Raw genomic sequence first — 18,351 nt, 5'->3', positions numbered from 1 at the left:
TCACTTTGCTTCCTGAAATCAGGTAGCTTGCTTCACAAAGTTCACCAATCCCTTGGCTTTAAATATTCCCACGAGTTTATCGGGTAGCGGAGAAAAATGATAGGCTTTCCCGCCAATAATAACTTTTCCTGCCTCGAAGTCGATATCTACCTGGTCACCTTGTTGATAGGCATCTACAGCTTCAGGAAGCAGGATAATGGGAAGTCCCTGGTTTACTGAAGAACGATAGAATATACGGTTAACACTTTTGCAGATGACCGCTTTAATTCCGGCAAAAGCTAATCCGACAGAAGGATGCTCTCTTGAGGAACCACATCCAAAATTGGCACCAGCTACAATAATATCACCTTCTTTAACACGTTCAGAGAAGCTATCGTCAAAACCTTTAAATAAGTGAGGCATGATTTTCTCTGCTTCAGAACTTTTAACATTATAGGTAAGATTGCCAGCAAACATCTGGTCGGTGTTGAGATTATCAACGTCGGAGTAGTTCCAGGTACCATTGGCAAACCTATCTTCGCCCTGTTGAATATCAACAGTTTTGCTTTGTTCGATTGTATAAGGGAATGTATCTGCGGCATCTGTTTCCCTGGGATCAGCAATCTCGCCTTTTAAGGCAGAATAAGCAACAACAGCGGGTGAAGCCAGGTAAATTGAAGAATTCTTATTCCCCATCCTTCCTTTAAAATTCCGGTTAGCTGTAGAAATGATGGTATAATTATCTGCCGGAATTCCCTGTCCGGTGCCTAGGCATGGTCCGCATGAAGGAGATAGTACGCTAGCTCCTGCTTCCATAAATGTACGAATCATACCCGACTCCATTGCTTGAAGGTAAATATCCTGAGAAGCAGGAATCACAAGTAATTGAAATCCATCCGGAAGTTTCTTGCCTTTTAGAATTTCGGCAGCCAGGCGAAGGTCTTCAATACGTCCGTTTGTGCAGGTTCCAATCATCGCCTGATTAAGTTTTGTACCCTTAACAGAAGATAATGATTTTACATTATCCACATGGTGAGGAGCCGCTACTACAGGGAATAACTCGCTGAGATTGATTTCAATTTCTCTGAAATACCTTGCATCTGCATCAGCCCATGTTCCATTAACCTGTCCACCGAAATGCTTTGACAATACTTCATCGGCAGGGAAAACTGCATTTTTGGCTCCCATTTCAGAAGCCAGGTTGGCAATGGTCATACGATCGGAAATAGAAAGGCTTTTAACACCTTCTCCATGGTATTCGATGCTCATATAGTCAGCACCACTTGATCCCATCATTCCAATAATCCACAATGACAGGTCTTTCCCATATACACCGGCAGGAAGTTTTCCATTCAAGGTGATCTTAATAGATTCCGGAACCCTAAACCAGGTTTCACCTTGCTTCCAAAGGCCGGCAGTCTCAGTCCGGTCGATTCCAGCTGCAAATGAATTAAAGGCTCCTGCAGTACAGGTATGACTGTCGCTTCCAACAATAATCATTTTGGGCTTAGCATATTCAGCCATAATCTGGTGGCAAATGCCTTTGCCTACATCATGGAATTTAGTGATACCCTGTTCTTTTACAATGTCCCTGATTTTCTGGTAATCATTAGCCAATTCAGCATTTGTTGGTGGAGCATTATGATCAAGTACGATGAGGAGTTGATCAGGATCATACACTTTTTCACCTCCCATCTTTTTAAAGGTATTTGCGATACTGGCCGTGTTATCATGGGTGAGGATGATATCCGGTTTCCTGAAAACGATGGCACCTGCTTCGGCACCCAGAATTTTTTCGGCAAATGTCTTTCCGCTCATAACTATGATAATTTGATTACTAATGATTTACTAAGAATTCAAGCCCTAAAGCCTCTTTAATTTTCGACATGTAAATTTCGAAAAAAAGGAATACAAAAATTGAATTTGAAAATGAGAAAATTTGAAAATTTGAAAATTTGAAAATGTTTCAAAAGGAAGACTTCGACTTGAATTCTTCATGAAAAAGCATTTAGAAACTATCTCTAAATATTTGTGATTATTTGTCCGCCAGTTTTGAGATCATTTGTGGAAGTATTTTTATGCTTCATTACATTACTTTCTATCAATAAGAAAATAAGGAAATAACGCAATTATGGCGAAAAAAAAGAACACAAAACACACAAATTAATCACAAATTAACTCAAATCCAATTCACTTGCAATTTACATAGCGTTCTAGTTCAATGACTTAGGGTTAGTGCTGGGTGCTGGGTGCACAGTGGCAGATGAAAAATCCAAAATCATAAATCCGACATCATACACCCGCCTGACCGTCAGGTTCATGCCTAAATTTGTAAATATAATGAGTTGGGCAGGTCCGAAATCAAAAATCCGACACCCGCCTGACTGACAGTTTCATGCCTAAATTTGTAAATATTATGAGTTGGGAAGGTCCGAAATCAAAAATCTGAAATCAAAAACATCAAACATAAGACATCAAACATCAAACATCAGACATCAGACATTAAACATCAGACATTAAATATGATAACTTTGAGTCACATTGATCAAATGCCTCATAATTTCAGCATTCTGAGCTGGATACTCTGCACCATATTTGCGGACAAGAATATTAACTACATGAGTAGCCGGAGGTAATCCGGTAATCGGAACATGATCAAATCCAATAATATCATTATGCGCAAGGCGTTTTGCAATCAAAGGGATCAGGCTGCGAATTAGAAGTGACAAATTATGATGAGGGGAATGGTGGGCACAATGGAGACATGCATAAAGGTTTCCACCATTTAACATAAATTCATAGTGATAACTGGATCCTGGAAATTTCTCACTCTGGATCGGGCTGCTTTGTTTAAACACTGCTGAAGTACCACCAAGAGTAATACCATGTGCGGGATTTAGATTGTATTCATTGGTGGATTGGAGCATTTAGAATATTTTAGTAATTGTCAGAACTTCAGATGCAAATGATGGTGTTAATTACTCACCTAAATACACTCACATTGGAAATATCAAAGGTAATCAATATATCTATGTAGAATCAAGTCAGATCCATCAGGATGACAATGAAATATTGATATATATCTTCTTGAACCACTGATCATTTGTGTTTGATAAAGCATTTTTCTCACTCTTTGACTTACATGGAGGCCCTATGAGTCTTTTCAGAAACGCGTTAAAGTGAGACCTTTTTTGACCACAATTTTGGAGAATATCTCTCTTTGTTGTCGGGGTAAAAAGATTCGAACATTCTCCCGTCATGGATGACGGGACCAAAGGGCCACCCTGGTGACGGCTAAACCGGACTGCGCTACACCCCGAACTATATTTTTGACCTATTGGTCTTTTGGCGGAGAAGGGGGGATTACTCATTCACGCTGTGAATTTCGTGAGGGCTGCGCCGTTCGAACCCCCGGTACCGTTACCAGTACGACAGTTTAGTCCCGTCACTTGTGACGGGATTGGTTTCAGCCACTCACCCACCAATTTTCATCTTTAAGATTTTTTTTGCGGAAAAGGCATAAAAAAAGAGAGACTGAAAAGTCTCTCTCTGTTGTCGGGGTGAAAGGATTCGAACATTCTCCCGTCATGGATGACGGGACCAAACCAGGTGCGCTAACCGGACTGCGCTACACCCCGAACTATATTTTTGACCTGTTGGTCTTTTGGCGGAGAAGGGGGGATTACTCATTCACGCTGTGAATTTCGTGAGGGCTGCGCCGTTCGAACCCCCGGTACCGTTACCAGTACGACAGTTTAGTCCCGTATTTAATTCGGGATTGGTTTCAGCCACTCACCCACCAATTTTCATCTTTAAGATTTTTTTTGCGGAAAAGGCATAAAAAAAGAGAGACTGAAAAGCCTCTCTCTGTTGTCGGGGTGAAAGGATTCGAACATTCTCCCGTCATGGATGACGGGACCAAACCAGGTGCGCTAACCGGATCTCGCTGCATGCGGGGCTAAACCCCGAACTATATTTTTGACCTGTTGGTCTTTTGGCGGAGAAGGGGGATTACTCATTCACGCTGTGAATTTCGTGGGGCTGCCGCCCCGACCCCCTCCGTTACCAGCGACAGTTTAGTCCCGTCTTTAACGGGATTGGTTTCAGCCACTCACCCACCAATTTTCATCTTTAAGATTTTTTTTGCGGAAAAGGCATAAAAAAAGAGAGACTGAAAAGTCTCTCTCTGTTGTCGGGGTGAAAGGATTCGAACCTTCGACCCCCTGGTCCCAAACCAGGTGCGCTAACCGGACTGCGCTACACCCCGAACTATATTTTTGACCTATTGGTCTTTTGGCGGAGAAGGGGGGATTCGAACCCCCGGTACCGTTACCAGTACGACAGTTTAGCAAACTGTTGGTTTCAGCCACTCACCCACCTCTCCAATGGAAAAATCGCTTTATTTCTTTTATTTATTCTACCGTTACCAGTAGGACAATTTAGTCCCGTCACTTGCGACGGGATTGGTTTCAGCCACTCACCCACCTCTCCAATGGAAAAATCGCTTTCTTTTTTTATTTTATTCTACCGTTACCAGTCCGACAGTTTAGTCCCGTCACTTGCGACGGGATTGGTTTCAGCCACTCACCCACCTCTCCTGATGGACAATTGCTGATTATGTTGATTTTTGCAAATCGGACTGCAAATTTACACTTAATTGTATACTCTGCAAATTTTTATCGAGTTTGATATTAAAACCTTCATCACATCTAAATCACAGGTAAATAGTGCATTAGATTAAAAATCTACAAAAATGATCTAAAAATGAACCAGGTTTTATTTCAAACAATCAGTTTTTTAGTCGTAGATTCGTTCAGAATAATGTTGAAATCACATGCAACCTTTTATCTTGTGGCATATCCTTTGATAAATATCGGTTCCAAAATAAAAACCATTTATATGAAAAAGATTGTTTTTCTTATTGCAATGATCACTGCTGCCTATGTCAGCAATGCACAAACCCAACCTTCTTCCTCATCAGAAACTTACAGGAACATTTACAAGGTGTCAGCTTCCATGTTCACAAGGAATACCTTTCAAATGGGGTTTGAGCATTTTTTCACACCCACTACAAGTTTACTAATCAATGTCGGCATGAACTTCAAGGACTCAGATAATGAAAGATTCTGGGGTTTTGGTGCAGAAGCGCAATTAAAGTTCAATGTATATACCCAAATCAATCCAAAGAATAGTCATCGATTATATTTTGCCCCTTATATCATGAATAATTATGAAGAGGTAGAAAGGACTTACTGGAACAACATGGGCTATGATGAATGGAAAACAGATTCATTTGATGCTGTTGGTACCGGCGTAGTATTTGGTTGGTCATATTCTTTTGCGAATCGGATCAACCTGGATATTTATACCGGGGGCGGTATCAGAAAGGCGTTTGATGCTGAGAATGAGTATTATAATGGCATCTGGGATTACAGTTATAGTGGAATTGCTCCACGCTTAGGCATTGATGTAGGATTCTGGTTCTGATCACCACTATTCGTTTTTATAGCCTGAATTGAAAATATAAATTGCTGAAGTGCTCACAGCTTTCGTTGGACTTCGAAGCATTGTTGAGCAGATCCTATTCAATCTTCGAATAAACAGATCATAATTAAGCATAAGAGCCGGGTTTGTGCCCGGCTCTTATTAGTTTATGATAAGTGTATTCAGTTGTAGTAGTAAATGGTAAGCGTTTCAATTAGTCATGGTCAATGTACACGAGTAAACTCCAAAGCGTTCATTTTGTAATAGTCCAATATGGGCCATTCCATGGGCTTCGAATTAATTACTAATTCAGGAGATCTTGGAACGATATACCGGCATATTTCCTGATTGAGTAGCAATTTGCTGATCAATCTTTTCGAAATAGTCTGTCAGGGTATTGAGTAATTGTTCCCGACGGATGGGTTTAGCCAGGTATCCTGCACATCCTGCAGCATAACAAGCTTTCACATCATCAGGTAAAACAAATGCCGTTTGTGCAATAACAGGGAGGTCGGGACGTAGTTTCACAATTTCACGGGTGGCACTATAACCATTCATGATAGGCATATGTATGTCCATCAGTGCGATATCAATGCTAGGATTGACTTTCACCATTTCAATGGCTTCACGTCCGTTTTGTGCCCAAAGAACCCTTGCTCCGGTACGGCGGAGTACGGCCTCTATGTAAAGAAAGCTGAAATCAATATCCTCAGCGATCAGGATTGTGCGTCCCTTCCAATCATAAGGGAAAGCGGTTTCATTTGAATTCACGTTGCTCATTTCAGTTTGTTTTGGAGTTGAGTATGGTATAGTAAAGTAAAAGACTGTTCCATGTCCGGCTTCGGATTCTACCCAGATATTTCCTCCGAGTAATTCCACCAGGGCTTTACTGATGGCTAATCCAAGTCCGAAACCATTTTGATTTGGTGTATCAGGTCTTGTTACCTGCCGGTAACGATCAAAAATATAAGGTAAGTTTTCTTCTGCCATTCCGATTCCGGTATCTTTCACCCAGAATACTGCCCGATCCCCCCAGCGTTCCAGTGCAATCTCTACTTTACCCTTATTGGTAAATTTTAGTGCATTGGTGATAAGGTTAACCAAAACCTGGCGGACACGGAAAGGATCACTGATTAAACATGCATCTGAAAGCTCATCACTGGCCATCCATTTCAAGGATAATCCCTTATGGGTAACCATTGGATCCCTTGCAAATTGAAGTTGAAGTTCCCGGATCAGTTCTGCAGGATAGAATTCCTTTTCCTGAATTTTCATTTTTCCAGCTTCCAGCTTAGAAATATCAATGATATCTGTAAGAATTGAAAGCAAGGCAATTCCATTATTTTTAATAATATCTATATAACGTTCCCTTTCATGGGTGGTAAGATCCGGATCAGCCAGTAATTCGGAAAATCCAAGGATACCATTAAGTGGAGAACGTATCTCATGTGACATATTAGCCAGGAATGCTGTCTTATTCAGGTTTGCATTGACGGCCTCTTCACATTTCAATTCAAGTTCATGGCTCTTTTGCTTTTGGTCGGTTACTTCGTAGGCAATTCCAACATGTTGAATCACCTGGCCTTTAGCATCAAGATTTGGAGTAAGTTTCACCCGGAACCAGCGTTCGTCATCTCCATCCATCACCATCATTTCTTCATCAAACTGATGGGTAACCTGGTAAAGGGCAAAAGATGCCAGCATATTGGCACGGTTGGATTTATCCAGCGCTTTGAACATAAAGTATGGCCGATTCATCAGAATTCCTAACGGCATCCTGACCAACTGCCTGCTATTCGGACTGATATAAATCATTCCTTTTCATCCCACATCCAGAAAAAGGTGTTAGTCTTATTGAATGAATCAACAAACCAATCAGTTACAGATAACTGGCTGACTTGATTCACATCCTTTTCCCTGGCATAGAAGAGGCAAATATCATTTGGATTTGCACTGGAATTCTTATTCCCGGCAATATACACTTCAATCTCCCTCCCATTTTCACAGGTAAAGCCAATTCCGAGTATTCCCGGGGCTTCATTCTGAGGGGTACGAATCAATGATGCATATTTAAGGATATCCTGGGGGACAATGAATTCAACAAAATCTTTTCCAATAATATCGACTGCTGAATAACCAGTGATCTGGCAAAACTCTTTATTGATGAACATGATCTTTCCATCGGCGACCATAATCATTCCCTTATTCCCGGCATTTAAACTTGAAGTTCTTGATTGTGGAGTCTTTGAAGAAGGTGTATTTTCAACAGGATCACCAGTCATTAGATCAAAATTGTCGGAAAACAGAAATGAACCAGGAGAAGTAATCCGGGAAACTGCAAACCAGCTGGAAGCAAAAATGGGTTGGACCGAAAGGCCAAGTATAAGGGAAAGAAAAAGAAGGAACCAATTAAAGAAACTGTGGGTTGAATTAAAGGAGAATAAGAGATCAGTGGCAAAACCAAGAATCGGGAGTCCAACCTGAAGAGGGCTGTTTTGCATGCTGTAAACCAGGAAGATAACAAGTCCGGCTAGCATGTAAAAACCCAAAGGGGCTAGAATGAGTTTCTTGTAGTTGAGTACCAGTTGATGAGTTTTGTACACAGTGGGTAGTATTTTTGAGTACACGAGTTGTATATTCTCCTAACATCTATTTATTGATCTTTCATAAAAAAGTAATATACTCAAAGAGAAATCCTATTAAAAAAAGTTTTTATTTAATAATAAATAGCATTTTGTACTTTTGCAGCCCAGAAAAAAACTGTGGCCTTTTATGGGTACAACAGTTTTCTTTCTTCTGGCCTCGTAGCTCAGTGGATAGAGCAGCAGCCTTCTAAGCTGCGGGTCGAAGGTTCGAGTCCTTCCAAGGTCACTTATTTTTATTATACCTAAAGTGGAATAGGATTGCGATCCGTTAAATGACGGACAATTACTACACCCTGAATAACATATTATATTAGCTCCCACCGGCTAAAAGATTGCAAACCTGCCAAGAATATATATTTGACTGAGTGGTTTTGAGATTTTTTAATTCTTAGTCAATTAGTGGTATCCTCCCCCGACACATAGTCACAAAGAAAGAAAAGCAATCTATTTAGTTTTGATCTATTAACTGTATAATTTTATCGATCTCCTTTTAACAATTTATCCTATTCAATACTTACAAGTTATTAACAGTCAGTATCATTTCTAAATATTCATTTGTTTTATATATATAAATATTGTATATTTAGAGAGATTTCTTACAGATTTACTGAAGCTACCCTATCCAATTCACAGAAACTACTGTGTTACTCTACAATATCTTCAGACTTCACATCATTCTAGAATACATCAATTTCATTTTTTCCTGCCTTTCCTGGTATTAAAAACCTGGATTTGTCGCTTTAAATGCATTCATCGTATGACTTGATTTTGCTTGGTCAAAAATTGAACCAGAACCAAAACGAGACACATATGAAACCAATCCTACTTTTTGCTGCGTTACTGTTATTTCTGGCAAACAGTGTTCAGAGTCAGACTCCGTTAAATTCCTACATTTTCCAGAACTACGTCGGAGCATATCCAGAAATCAATGGAGGTATTCTCCTGGGAACTGAAGCGAACGATGACCAGCGTTTTGTTGATCCTGCCAACCCAGCCGGTGGCACTGCAACCATTGGTCCCGGATTCCCCATTGGCTTTAATTTCATTTTTGGGGGCGTAGCCTTCGACCGCATTGCGATCAATAACAATGGCTGGATCAGTCTTGGACAATCGGGATTAACCCCCTCCGTGAATATTGCCACCTCCAGTGCCTATTTACCAATCTCGTCTACAATCAGCATTAGTCCTGGTATCCTGGTAAGCAGGATTTCAGCGCTGGGACTGGACCTGCAGGGACAACCCGGTTCGGAATTGCGCCTGGAAACGGTAGGAGCATCTCCCAATATGGAATGTGTGATCCAGTGGAAAAACTACCGGGAATACGGTTCAACCGGGCAACTATTTAATTTCCAGATCCGTTTACTGGAGAATGGAAATGAAATCCGCATGATGTATGGAAATTTCATCAATAATGCAGGTTATACGGCCCAGGTAGGACTCAGAGGCGAACCTTCAACACCAGCCACAAACTACCACAACAGGACGACCACAACCAACTGGATGGCCACCATTCAGGGTGGAACTGCGACAGCCAACTGCACACTTTCAGCGACTGTTTTCCCTGCTCCCGGTACGACTTTTGTATTTACGCCCCCTTCAGGCCCTCCGGCTTGTGCCAACCTGGTATCTCCGTCTGACCTGGCCAGTCAGGTTCCCATTACAGCATCCTTGAACTGGTCGGCAGGAACAGGTGGAGTTCCTGACTACTATAAATTATTCTTAGGGACAGACAATCCTCCCACAAACCTTCACAATGGGACCATTGTCGGGATGGCTACCTCGTATGATCCCATCCCCGACATGAATTACCTTACCCCCTATTTTTGGAAGATTGTTCCTGTCAATGCCAATGGTGAAGCTCAGGGCTGCCCCATCTGGTCATTTACAACCGGACCTGATCCTACTATCCTGGTTTTCCCTGCATGCGAAAGCTTCGAAGTCCCGCTATTTCCCCCATATGGCTGGACCAGTATAAAGACTGCCGGCACCGGGAATCCGGGTACATGGGACCGGCAAACCAGTGGAACATACCCTGCATGCGCACCGCATACAGGAGCAGGGATGACCCGGTACAACAGTTATAACCTGGCTAATGGAACAGCCGGAATATTGGTCTCCCCTCCCGTCAATTTCCCTTCTGACCTTTACCGGGTTGAGTTCTGGATGTACCGCGATGACGGCTATCCCGCCTACAACAATGAACTGGTCAATGTTTACTACAATCTCAGCCCGGATTTGAACGGAGCCACACTCCTGGGCACCATCCACCGTTATTTTGGCTTTGACCCGGTTGAAAGTACGGCCAATCAATGGTATAAATATCATTTCGACATGCCGCCGGGCTCCATGGGAATGAACAGGTATGTAGTTTTCGAAGCAGTAAGCCAGTATGGGAACAATATGTTCATCGATGATATCTGTCTTGATGTCCAGCCTTTATGCCAGGAGCCAACTTCCCTTTCAGTAGCAACAACCGCCCACACAGCTTTACTGGGATGGAACAGCAGCGGCACCCAATGGGAAATAGAGTATGGCGCTACTCCCTACATTTTTACGGGTAATCCAACATTCACAACCGGATCTAACCCGCATCTCCTGGGTAACCTGGCGTCGAATACCTCTTATGTTTTCAAGGTCAGGAATGTATGTCAGAACGGGATACTAAGTCCCTGGTCGGTACCTTATCCCTTCACTACCAGTTGTGACACAACCATAATTCCCTACACTGAAAACTTCGACAATGTAATTGCTCCTGCTGTGCCGGTTTGTATCACCGTTACCAATAACAACGGCGATGCTGTTCTGTGGAAAACAGTCACTTCAAACCCCGCATCGTCACCCAATGCGATGAATATCAGCTATAACACCACACTTGCCATGGATGACTGGTTTTTCTCCCGTGGCTTATGGCTCAATGCCGGATCAACCTATGAAGTAAAGTTCAGCTATAGGGCACAGAGTGCAACGTATCCTGAACGTCTGCAGGTGTTATGGGGCACAGCACCGGATGCAGGAAGCATGACCGGTGGAATGATCTGGGACAACAGTTCCATTACCAATGTGACCTATTCCCAGGCTTCAGGAACAATTACCCCGGCAACGAGTGGTACTTATTATGTTGGCTGGCATGGGTACAGTGTTGCGGATATGTACCAATTGTATGTGGACGATATCTCGGTCACTCAACGCAGGTATTACTCAGTACACGAGGTTTATACCGATATGACCCTGCAGGATGGAGATTCCATATGGGTGACAGGTGATTGTTCCAATCCGGAAGATTCCTTATTGCTTGAATCATACATGGATTTTATTGCCGACACACCAATGCCGCCGTATTCATCTTTGCTGCTTGAAGGAGCCTCACTGCCTGATGAAGCCTGGTATGGAGGATACGTGGCTTTAAAAGGAGCTGTCAGGTTTATTCCGAATCCTGACCCCTACCCTTCCAGTGATACGATAAGAGCTATTTTTACTGTGGCAGAATATCACATTTATATAGAGGGATATGATACAATGGCAGAAGTTGTCCCCCTCAACATACAACAGTCAGCGCCAGCAGAAGCCTGTGATCCATGCAAATTTGCCATCATGATCAGTGGTGGAGTCAATACATCCGACAACCATTCAAAATACTTCAAAAACCTCGCTGAACTTTACAAATACAAAGTTGATCATGATAAGTATTGCCCTGAAAATATTTTTGTGCACTATTTCCAGGGAACATCTGCTGACACAACAAAAATTCCTCAAAGCAGGGTGATCAGGGCCGACAAACCAAAGATCCAGGCATCTTTTGCTGAGGTAGCAAAAAGAGTAAAAGCATGCGACAGGGCAGGAAAAAGGCTACATTTCAAAAAATGGTAACCAATCATGGTGCTGAAAACGGGGATATCTGTTTACTGGAAGGAGAACCCTGGATCCAGCCTTCAGAAATGAAAGCTATGCAGCAACAGATTGTTGACTCATGTTGTTCCACCATTTATGATGAATTTATTCAATGCTATGCCGGATATGCAGTAGATGAGGTAAACAACCTGAACACCAATGTAGTAAATAATAATCCCAACAAAGTAAAGCCTACCATTTATGCAAATTCCCCAGCAGACAAATCCTGTGGATGGAGCAATGGAAAGGGCTCCCGTTTCCTGATGGCAAAAATAGCAGCCCTGAAGGCCGGGTATTCATATGCTGCAGCTGTAGCCTATGCACAGGCTGAATATGACAAGTTCCTTAAAAAACTCCTTCTCACAAAATTGATCATTAAGATCATCCTGGAGGCTGATTCGGGCAAGACGATTCCTAACCATGGCACAAAAATAACAGAGACACAAGAACATATTGATGATCTTACCAAAGGTGTAGGTTCTGCAAGGAATGTCACCGTTTTCCCCATGAGCAAGTATTGTGAATGGAAAATTGTTGTAGTACCTCCCGGAGGGCAATTGGTCCTTGACTTTAAGGGTGAACGCGGCAATTGCGGGAATGTGACTGTTTACAAGGAAGACAGCACTACAAAGGATAAAACAAAGATCCGGGTTTGGAACTATAATCTTCCCGGATCAGCGAGGTATGCAGATAAGAACGCAAAACGGGTGTTCAATGGTGATGAAAACAAGAGCACAACCTTCTATATTCACAACGATAATGGTGAATTCAAATTAACAGCGTCCTGCAATATAAACAGAAAACTTGCTCAATCGGAAACAATGCACTTATTTACCCTGGCTTTTCAATGGGAGGCAGGGATGGCTTATCAACCGAGTTCTCCCCGATCAATCAACCTTCTTATTTTGTATCCAACATCGACCAGATCCCGTTCTCGCTGCGCGATTGTCCGGCCAGTCTGGGAGCGGGTCATGTTGAAACATTCAGCTTTACGTTTGATATTAATCCAACTGATACATTGTGGACAGGGATGATGCTCCAGATGGATGTAGCTGAAGTATTTCAACCGGGGATCCTCAGAGTACTGTGCGACAATAATGGAATGGGTCCCCTGCAGGTGAACATTACAGAACCCGGAACCTATACCCTCCCTTTGGGTAACCTAACGCTGGCAGGAACCGGGGGCTATATGCAGTTTATGACTGCGGAACAGCCTGCAAAGTCAGTCATTCCTGCATCTTTCTCCCTGGATGCCTGGGGTATTCACTCAACAGTGAGGCTTCCACTGGGAGAAATGGACCTGGGAGATGCACCGGATCCTAACTATCCTACGCTTATCAATAGTGATGGAGCCCGTCACCTGGTCGTTCCCGGGATACAACTGGGAGCCCTGATTGACGGTGAACCGGATGGCCAGCCAGACTCCCAATCTACAGGTGATGATCTGAACCTGCCCGATGACGAGGATGGTGTTGCTTTCTTATGGCCATTAACACCGGGAAATCCCTGCAAGATCAAAGTGAATGCCTCAGTAGGAAATGCCTTACTCAATGTATGGATCGACTACAATGGCAATGGTTCCTGGGGGGATCCGGGAGAACAGGTTTTCACTGACCTGGGAGTATGGTCCGGTGATAATTTCCTGACCTTTATCGTGCCATCGAATGCAGTTCCCGGCCTGACCCATGCACGGTTCAGGTTCAGTCATCAGCCTGCCTTGTCATTTACAGGCTATGCTTTCGACGGGGAAGTGGAAGATTATATGGTCTCTATCGCTGCAGGAGCCTATAAATGGCAGCAACTTCCTGACCTTGCCCTGCCTGGCACCCATGCCCATGACAACCTGATGGCTGCAGATGACTTTACCTGTAATGGTGGTCAAATAACCCAGATAGGCTGGTGGGGAAATTATGAGTTGAATGCAGCACAACAGGAAAAGCGTGGACAAGGCATTAACCATTTCATGGTGAATTTATATACCGATATCAACTGTCTGCCTTTTGAACCACCCATTATGAGTTTCATTATTCCGTTCACCCTCATAACTGAGACCAATACAGGGCTTTTCAACAATGAAGGGTGTCCCGTTTATTACTACGTCTATAATCTTCCCTTCCCCTATCCCCAGATCCAGGGCAGCAATTACTGGGTTTCTATCATGGCAATGCCCAATAATCCAGCAGTCCGGCTATCTGGAGGTGGCAGGAAGCCAACCGCTGGTATTACCCGATATTGTGTGGTGCAGCCAACAGAAGCAGTATTCTTCCATGGCAGACCATTCTTTTTGGTGCTCCGGTTAAAAGCATGGATCTTGCCTTCCACATTACCTCAATGCAGGCAACCGCTGAAGTGGATCCTGATCCGATGGACAGTTTCGTTCAGAACGAAATATCGATGGCGATTGTACCAGGAAATGTTCCGGGCATCCCATCCGCTCTTGTTGCAGCATACAATGACGAACCCTACCCTGGAGGACCAGGTTTAGGTGTAAGCCATAGTTTTGACGGAGGTGCTACCTGGACAGCACAGCAACTTCCCTACCCGCTCAATCCTGCGGGAACACCCTACCTGGATGCCTTTGATCCGGCTGCAACAGCCGATGGCAATGGGAATGTGTATGTTGCGCATATTTCCACCGATTACGATTGGACGAACGGCCAGGAGAGCGGTTTCTACATACATAAGTCAACCGATGGAGGGGTGAACTGGACAGGTCCCTACCTGATTTCCTATGATTCCAAACCGGTTTCCAACCCTGACACGAACTACCGTTTTAACGACCGTTGCCAGATTGTTGCAGATATCAATCCTTCCAGTCCTTATTACAATACGATTTATGCAGTATGGATTAAAGACAGGGGATGGCAGAATCCGGTACCGGAAAGTGATATCTATTTTTCAAGTTCTTCCGATGGAGGCATCACATGGACTCCCATAATAACCATCAATCAGCGCATCCATAACCTTGCCAATATGCCCAATCATGCCATTGCCCCGGATGGCACCATCTATATCTGCTGGATGGATTATAATGTCACAACAGGAGGCTCCGGAACCATATACCTGAATAAGTCAACCGATGGTGGTTTAACCTGGATGGCTGCGGATCATCCTGTGATAACCATTCCATTGCCTCCCCTTCGACTGAATGGGGGAACCGATGTCCTTGCAAAAGGAGCTCCGGTCATTGAAACATCCCCGAACAATTCACAGGAGCTTTACCTGGTGTTTGCTCAATTCGCAGGACTGGATGAGGCTAATATCGTATTCGGTAAATCAACGGATGGAGGACAGACCTGGCTTATAAATTTCAAAATCAATGATGACAACAGCCTGAACGACCAGGTTTTGCCCTGGATGAGTGTAAAACCTAACGGAACCATAGACATAATCTGGTATGATCGCAGGAATGACCCGGCTGACATGAACTGGGATATTTATATGACAAGCAGTACAGATGGTGGCAACAGCTTCCAGCCGAACACGAAGGTGAACACTAATTCAGCCCCTTCACCCCTTACACCTGTCAGTGGATTTTGGATGGGTGAGTACCCCGGACTCGCTGTTGATGATGAATATGCTTATATAGCCTATACTTCAAGTCTGACTGATACCAAGGGGGATATCTTTTTCAATAAGATCAAGAACCCGACGTCCAATATTGATTACGGAGATGCACCGGATCCGGCTTACCCAACCCTGAAAGCCGGAAATGGTGCGTCCCATATCATCAATCCGCTGGTATACATGGGAAACATGGTAGATCCGGAGAATGACGGTTTGCCGAATGCAATGGCAACCGGTGATGATACGAATAACCTTCTTGATGAAGATGGTGTAATGTTCAATACAGGACTGGTTCCGGGTCAAATGGCATCGCTTACCATCCAGGTTTCTGCTACCGGTTTGTTCCTGCAGGGCTGGATTGATTTCAACAACAACGGGAACTGGGCTGACCCGGGAGAACAGATCATAACCAATGCACTGACAAGTGCCGGTTTCATGTCCTTCTCATTCAATGTACCCTCCTTTGCAATCATCGGCAATAGCTTTGCACGGTTCCGCATCAGCTCACAACAGGGTTACCCTTCTTCGGGGTAGCACCCGATGGCGAAGTGGAAGACTATAGGGTCCAGATAATACAGCTGATGGATTATGGAGATGCACCGGATCCTACTTATCCAACTCTCTCTGCTAATAATGGTGCCAGCCATATGGTTGTTCCCGGAGTAATGCTGGGCAACCTGATTGATGTTGAAACCGAAGGTCAGCCAAATGCAAGTGCTACAGGCGACAACACCAGCAACCTGAACGATGAGGATGGTGTATTATTTAATACCCCCCTGATCCCGGGACAATTTGCAAACCTCACCATTTTCTCGACTGCCGGGTTCTTCGTCCAGGGATGGATTGATTTCAATGCTGACGGCGACTGGATGGATCCCGGTGAACAGATACTGATGGATGCACCTGTAGTTCCAGGTCCCAATCCATTCCCCTATTTTGTTCCACCCACCACAAGCACTGGTCCAATCTATGCGAGATTCAGGCTGAGTTCAATGCAGGGACTTCCCTTCTCCGGACCTGCTCCCGATGGTGAAGTAGAAGATTACCGGATACTGAACATTCAGACAGGTATGGACTTTGGTGATGCTATGGAGCCTCCCTATCCTACCCTGCTTGCCAGCAATGGTCCGCGTCACCAGTTGATCCAGGGAATACAATTCGGCCCGCTCATTGATATGGAAACCGATGGGCAACCTGATCCGATGGCACTTGGAGATGACATCATCTACTTGCCGGATGAGGATGGAGTCTTTATCAGTTCGCTGATTCCCGGGCAAACCGCCACGGTGACCTTATTGCCTTCGGCTGTGAACCTGTTCATGCAAGGCTGGATCGATTTTGATGGCAATGGCAGCTTTACTGATTACGGAGAGCAAATCATCACCAACATGGTATCAACAGCCGGACCGAATGTTGTTAGTTTCACAGTGCCGCCCTATGCCCTGATTGGGCCAACCGCTTCAAGGTTTAGGATCAGCAGCATTCCCGGGCTCACTGATATCGGTCCTGCTCCTGACGGTGAGGTGGAAGATTACATGGTTACTATTGAGAGCGGACAACCGGAAGAACTCGATTTTGGAGATGCTCCGGATCCAACATATCCAACCTTACTGGGCAGCGATGGCGCACGTCACCTGCTAAATGGCGCTATCTTCCTGGGCAACCAGGTAGATTCCGAACCGGATGGATTGCCAGACCCCTTATCGCTTGGTGATGACAACAACAACCTTCCAGACGAGGACGGTATTGTTTTCAACTGGCCATTGTTAAAGGGATCGCCGGCAATGATCACTGTAACAGTTGCCGGAGGAGGCCTGTTGAACGGATGGATCGATTTTGACAAGGATGGAACCTGGATGCAACCCGGTGAACATATCTTCACCGATCTTTATCTCAATCCCGGCATCCACCAACTCAATTTCATGGTACCTTCTGCTGCGATGGTTGGTCCAACCTATGCCCGTTTCAGGATTAGCACTCAGCCGGGCTTAAGTTTTACCGGGCTAGCCTCCGATGGAGAAGTGGAAGATTACATGGTGAACATGAATGAGAACCCTGAACTCAAATGGCAGCAATTACCCTCATCCTCCCTTCCCGGTTTGCATTCTAATGATTATATCAATTCACTGGGGAATTATGAAGCAGTAACCAAAGCAGATGACTGGCTCTGCAACGGGGGAAGGATCACAAGTATCAAATGGTGGGGAAATTACGAAACTACAGGTGCAATCGAAAAAGAGGTTCAGGCATTGCACAGTTCAAAGTAAGTATCTACCTGGATAATCCGATGGGGGTATGCTTGCCGGCTAATACTGCTGTCTGGAGCATTGTTGTTCCATTCAATTCAATCACAGAGCAGTTTACAGGAACATTCAACAATGAAAACTGTAAAATTTACAGGTATGAATTTGTCCTTCCATTTCCTTTCAACCAAATTGCAGGTACCAGGTACTGGCTCGAGGTAAATACGGCATCTGTCAATCCGAATAATCCGGCTATCTGGAGATGGCAGGAAGCCTTCAGGGGCCAGGCTCCCATACTCTGTGGTGCCACAGAAAAGATCCTTCCAATTCCGGGGTCATGGTACACCATTCAATGGACAGCTCCCGATCCCGACCACTTCAGCGATATGGCCTTTGCACTCACCAATACACCTGACAAATCGCTCAACCTGAAACTTTACCTGGAAGGACTGTACAATGGTGGCGGTATCATGAGCAAAGCACAGGATGAATATGGAGATCATTTTGCTGCGGATACGGCTGACCTGGTTTCCATTGAACTGCAC

General features: G+C 44.2%; 10 protein-coding genes and 4 tRNA genes. 7 read left to right on the top strand and 7 right to left on the bottom strand.

All coding sequences use genetic code 11. The features are described from left to right. Nucleotides 1-18 precede the first annotated feature (18 nt). The 5 genes from IPH84_00070 to IPH84_00050 form a co-directional block, all read right to left on the bottom strand. Nucleotides 19-1,797: a 3-isopropylmalate dehydratase large subunit gene (locus IPH84_00070; GenBank protein ID MBK7171635.1), complete on the bottom strand. Its 1,779-nt coding sequence runs from the start codon at nucleotides 1,795-1,797 to the stop codon at nucleotides 19-21. A 698-nt stretch (nucleotides 1,798-2,495) separates the two neighbouring features. After that, entirely contained in the window at nucleotides 2,496-2,906 is a 411-nt protein-coding gene (locus tag IPH84_00065) for a hypothetical protein (protein ID MBK7171634.1), read from the bottom strand. Nucleotides 2,907-3,534: 628 nt separating this feature from the next. Beyond that, a tRNA-OTHER gene (locus IPH84_00060) sits at nucleotides 3,535-3,617 on the bottom strand. A gap of 554 nt (nucleotides 3,618-4,171) precedes the next feature. Then, nucleotides 4,172-4,246: transfer RNA gene (locus IPH84_00055), tRNA-Pro, on the bottom strand. Between the two features lie 27 nt (nucleotides 4,247-4,273). Continuing rightward, nucleotides 4,274-4,363 (bottom strand) — tRNA-Ser (locus IPH84_00050). 515 nt (nucleotides 4,364-4,878) lie between these two features. Between IPH84_00050 and IPH84_00045 the strand changes: the two genes are divergently transcribed. Further along, on the top strand, nucleotides 4,879-5,466 hold the full coding sequence (locus tag IPH84_00045) for a hypothetical protein (protein ID MBK7171633.1): 588 nt from the start codon (nucleotides 4,879-4,881) through the stop codon (nucleotides 5,464-5,466). A 306-nt stretch (nucleotides 5,467-5,772) separates the two neighbouring features. Here the strand turns inward: IPH84_00045 and IPH84_00040 are convergent, their stop codons facing one another. Further along, nucleotides 5,773-7,278 carry a response regulator gene (locus IPH84_00040; GenBank protein ID MBK7171632.1) on the bottom strand — a complete coding sequence of 502 codons (1,506 nt, stop codon included), beginning with the start codon at nucleotides 7,276-7,278 and terminating at the stop codon, nucleotides 5,773-5,775. Next, a complete protein-coding gene (locus IPH84_00035) occupies nucleotides 7,275-8,066 on the bottom strand; it encodes a PAS domain-containing protein (GenBank protein MBK7171631.1) in 792 nt (263 codons plus the stop codon). Before IPH84_00035 ends, IPH84_00040 begins: the two co-directional genes overlap by 4 nt. Before the next feature lie 195 nt (nucleotides 8,067-8,261). Here IPH84_00035 and IPH84_00030 point away from each other — a divergent pair. The 6 genes from IPH84_00030 to IPH84_00005 form a co-directional block, all read left to right on the top strand. After that, nucleotides 8,262-8,334: transfer RNA gene (locus IPH84_00030), tRNA-Arg, on the top strand. A 584-nt stretch (nucleotides 8,335-8,918) separates the two neighbouring features. Beyond that, the gene (locus tag IPH84_00025) at nucleotides 8,919-11,975 is read left to right on the top strand and encodes a fibronectin type III domain-containing protein (protein MBK7171630.1); all 3,057 of its coding nucleotides are present in this window, start codon (nucleotides 8,919-8,921) and stop codon (nucleotides 11,973-11,975) included. Next, nucleotides 11,933-13,030, top strand: coding sequence for a hypothetical protein (locus IPH84_00020; GenBank protein ID MBK7171629.1), 1,098 nt, complete (start codon nucleotides 11,933-11,935; stop codon nucleotides 13,028-13,030). The genes IPH84_00025 and IPH84_00020 overlap by 43 nt, the downstream gene beginning before the upstream one ends. Nucleotides 13,031-14,300: 1,270 nt before the next feature. Then, a complete protein-coding gene (locus IPH84_00015) occupies nucleotides 14,301-16,097 on the top strand; it encodes an exo-alpha-sialidase (GenBank protein ID MBK7171628.1) in 1,797 nt (598 codons plus the stop codon). 14 nt (nucleotides 16,098-16,111) lie between these two features. Continuing rightward, a complete protein-coding gene (locus tag IPH84_00010) occupies nucleotides 16,112-17,830 on the top strand; it encodes a hypothetical protein (protein ID MBK7171627.1) in 1,719 nt (572 codons plus the stop codon). Beyond that, nucleotides 17,764-18,351: hypothetical protein (locus IPH84_00005; GenBank protein ID MBK7171626.1), on the top strand; the 588-nt coding region annotated here is incomplete at its 3' end. The genes IPH84_00010 and IPH84_00005, both read left to right, overlap by 67 nt.

The sequence above is a fragment of the Bacteroidales bacterium genome (assembly GCA_016707785.1).
GTDB lineage: Bacteria > Bacteroidota > Bacteroidia > Bacteroidales > UBA4417 > UBA4417.
The sequence above is the reverse complement of the archived record's forward strand: the minus strand, read 5'-3'. Positions and strand labels throughout refer to the sequence as shown.